The sequence below is a fragment of the uncultured Fibrobacter sp. genome, from assembly GCF_947305105.1.
In the GTDB taxonomy this organism is placed as follows: domain Bacteria; phylum Fibrobacterota; class Fibrobacteria; order Fibrobacterales; family Fibrobacteraceae; genus Fibrobacter.
The window spans coordinates 1-3,397 of sequence record NZ_CAMZCS010000071.1; the positions used below are offsets into that span (position 1 = coordinate 1).

Consider the following 3,397-nt stretch of genomic DNA (forward strand, 5'->3'; position numbering starts at 1 on the left):
GTCCAGTCTTTCCACTTGTGCCAGAATTTAAAGAGGAATGCCGGAACCTTGTTCGGATAGCCGTGGATCATAATGTCGCCACCGGGCTCGTAATTGCCTTCTTTTGCGGCCTTGATTTGCTCTGCGTTCGGGTACGAAATCTTTAGCGATAAATGGAAAATGCTTTTGGGGTTGTGCTTCTCGATGGTGTAATTGCCCTCGGGTGTCTTGTTGTCACCTGATTTGACCTTTGCTCCGACCGGATTCTTGCCCAATGAAATTCTGTATGACTTGACAACGACATCGCCCTTGAGCAAATACATTTTGCGGTTAGCCTTTTCTACAAGAATGTTGTCGATGGGTGAGGAGAGCATGGGTTTAGGGGATTCCTTTTCCGAAGAGCAAGAGAATAAAAGAAATGTTAGTAAAAGTAGGAGAGGTGTTCGTGATATTTTCATCAGAAGCTTTTGAAATGTTTAATGTGGGCGATGAAAGAGAAATAGTTAATTGGTTGGTAGATTAGTTCATTGCGGATAACGGGTCTCTAAATTTCATTTTGAATTTAACGGAGCGCATATCCTTATTGCAATAATCGCAAATATAATCCCAATCATCTGTAATACGATTATCAATTCTGTTTGCTTTGGGCGTGGATTTGATTGAAGAATGCGAGACAAACTGGTTGTTGACTTTTATTTCTATTTCGTAATCTATGTCTAAATGGATTTTTTGTTGAACACTGAATTGTGCATAATAAAGCAAATATTTCTTTTTTATTTTTTCCGTAAATTCATGATAAACAGAATCGGATAATGATTGCCCTGTGGAGTCTTTTAGTTGCATATCTGTTATTTCTATGGAACGGCAGTGAATACCGCAGTCCTCTTTGGGCCAGTGCGTTAGCCGACATCCTCCTGGAACTCTTGGAATTTTACGAGACTTAAAAAAGTCTTCTATTTTAGATGTGTCTGCAAAATAGTAGTTATATCCGTTTTTGTTATACCCTTGTCTAGAATATGTGGCGTAAATACGGGTTGTGTCAATTGGAGTTCCGTTACGATAAAGTTCTACATAATATGAAACCCATTGCTTGTCCCAACATATACCACGACATTCTTGTTTTTCTTTGAAGGCCATCGCTTCGGTAAATTCGTCAAAGTCTTTTTTTAAGTGGGATGCGAAAGATGGTTCTGATTCGCAAGAAAAAACAGCCATTGAATCGGCGGCTGCAATATAGTCAGCAAGGAGTAAGTCCTTAGACGGAGTAAAAACCCTGCTTGCTTCTTTTAGTTGGTTTGGGTTGTCGCAAGCCGCCAAGATGAACAAAAATGTTGCAATTAAAAATTTCTTAATCATTCAATTTCATCTCATTTTAATGAATAAGTGTTCTGCGATGCACATAATATAATACAAAAAAACGCCCAGGCTTTTAACCTAGACGCTTTTTGAATTGCTTGTGGATCCTATCGCCGCACCCTTCGACAAGCTCAGGGACCTGCGGCTCCAGGATGACGATTAGGGTTGGATTGCTTCGCTACGCTCGCAATGACGTGGTTTTTCCTAACCACTAACCACTGTCTACTTCAAGAACTGCATATACGGCAGCTTAGCAGCGAGTTCCTGCACCTTGTCGGCGTTGGCCATGAGGGCGGAGCGTGCGTGCCAGGAGCCGTCGAGGAACTGGCCGCGGGGGCCGTCGGCAAGCGTGAGCTCGATGGTTTCGTCACCCATCTTGAGCGTGCGGCTTTCGGTGCTGGTCACGAGTTCTTCGCTCGGGTGAGCTTCGATCCAGGCGAGAATCTTGTCAGCCACTTCGTGGCTCACCTTGTAGCAGGGCACGCCAATGGCCACACAGTTACCGAAGAAGATTTCGGAGTAGCTTTCGGCGATGATGGCGCGGATGCCCCAGCGCTTCAGGGCCTGCGGAGCGTGTTCGCGGCTGGAACCGCAACCGAAGTTCTGGTTCGAGACGAGGATGGAGCCGTTCTTGTAGGCCGGATCGCGGAAGGGGTGGACCTTGCCCTGAGCGGCGAGGCCAGCGATATCGTCGGCAAAGGCGTTTGCGCCGAGGCCTTCGAAAGTCACGCACTTGAGGAAGCGTGCCGGGATGATACGGTCAGTGTCGATATCGTTTCCGCGAACAGGAACGCCGGAACCTTTAACAATGTCGATAGAATTCATTTTTTTAATCTCCTTAGCGTTACTTGATGTACTTGCGGACGTCGGTGACACAGCCTTCGATGGCAGCGGCGGCCACCATGGCGGGGCTCATGAGGATGGTGCGGCCCGAGGGGCTGCCCTGACGGCCCTTGAAGTTACGGTTACTGGAGGAGGCACTCACTTGGCGACCCTTGAGCTTGTCCGGGTTCATGGCGAGGCAGAGCGAGCAGCCCGCTTCACGCCATTCGGCACCGGCTTCCTTAAAGATCTTGTCGAGACCGAGGGCTTCGGCTTCCACCTTGATCTTCATGGAGCCAGGCACCACCCACATCTTCACGGTCGGGGCGACCTTGTGGCCCTTGATAATATCAGCGGCGGCCTGCAAGTCGCTGAGGCGGCCGTTGGTGCAGCTACCCACGAAGGCGATGTCGATGGGGCGGCCAATCATCTTGGAACCTTCTTCCCAGCCCATGTATTCATAAGCTTCGGAGATGACCTTCTTTTCGCTGCCTTCGAATTCGTCGATCTTCGGCATGTTGCCGTTGAGCGGAATGGCCTGGGCCGGAGTGATACCCCAGGTAACCATCGGTTCGAGGTTGTCGCAGTTGATTTCGACTTCGTCATCAAACTGGGCGTCGGCGTCAGTAGCCACAGACTTCCAGTAGGCAACGGCTTCGTCCCACTTGTCGGCCTTCGGGGCATACGGACGGCCCTTGAGGTATTCGAAAGTCTTTTCGTCGGGGTTGCAGTAACCGACGCGGGCGCCGCCTTCGATAGCCATGTTGCAGACCGTCATACGGCCTTCCATGCCCATTTCTTCGATGACGGGGCCTGCAAATTCGTAAGCGTAGCCAACGCCACCGTTCACGCCGAGCTTGGCGATGTAGGCGAGGGCGACGTCCTTGGCGGTCACGCCCGGCTTGAGCTTGCCGGTGAACTTGATGCGGCGAGTCTTGAGCGGGCTCATGGCGAGCGTCTGGGTAGCGAGAACGTCTGCCACCTGGCTCGTGCCGATACCGAATGCGATAGCACCGAAGGCACCGTGCGTTGCCGTGTGGGAGTCACCGCAGGCAACAGTCATGCCCGGCTGGGTCACGCCTTCTTCGGGGCCCACGATGTGGATAACGCCCTGTTCTGCGGTAGCGGGGCCAAAGAACTTGATGCCGTTGTTCTTCGTGTTGTTTTCGATATGGGAGAACATCTCTTCGGAAATGCCGTCCTGGAGCGGGCGGTTGCGTTCCGGGAAGGTGGTCGGAAT

At 50.7% G+C, this 3,397-nt stretch carries 4 protein-coding genes; all 4 read right to left on the minus strand.

Features of this window, described 5'->3' with window-relative positions; all coding sequences use genetic code 11:
* The coding region (locus tag Q0Y46_RS14830; RefSeq protein WP_297948608.1) for a L,D-transpeptidase family protein at window positions 1–353 on the minus strand (353 nt) is incomplete at its 3' end.
* A gap of 145 nt (window positions 354–498) precedes the next feature.
* Entirely contained in the window at window positions 499–1,335 is an 837-nt protein-coding gene (locus tag Q0Y46_RS14835; protein WP_297948610.1) for a hypothetical protein, read from the minus strand.
* A gap of 222 nt (window positions 1,336–1,557) precedes the next feature.
* The gene (locus Q0Y46_RS14840) at window positions 1,558–2,160 is read right to left on the minus strand and encodes a 3-isopropylmalate dehydratase small subunit (RefSeq protein WP_297948613.1); all 603 of its coding nucleotides are present in this window, start codon (window positions 2,158–2,160) and stop codon (window positions 1,558–1,560) included.
* Window positions 2,161–2,179: 19 nt separating this feature from the next.
* Window positions 2,180–3,397: 3-isopropylmalate dehydratase large subunit (locus tag Q0Y46_RS14845; protein ID WP_297948616.1), on the minus strand; the 1,218-nt coding region annotated here is incomplete at its 5' end.

Coding starts and splice junctions, on each gene's coding strand:
- Q0Y46_RS14835 (WP_297948610.1), bottom strand. CDS start 1,335: ATGATTAAGAAATTTTTAATTGCAACATTTTTGTTCATCTTGGCGGCT.
- Q0Y46_RS14840 (WP_297948613.1), bottom strand. CDS start 2,160: ATGAATTCTATCGACATTGTTAAAGGTTCCGGCGTTCCTGTTCGCGGA.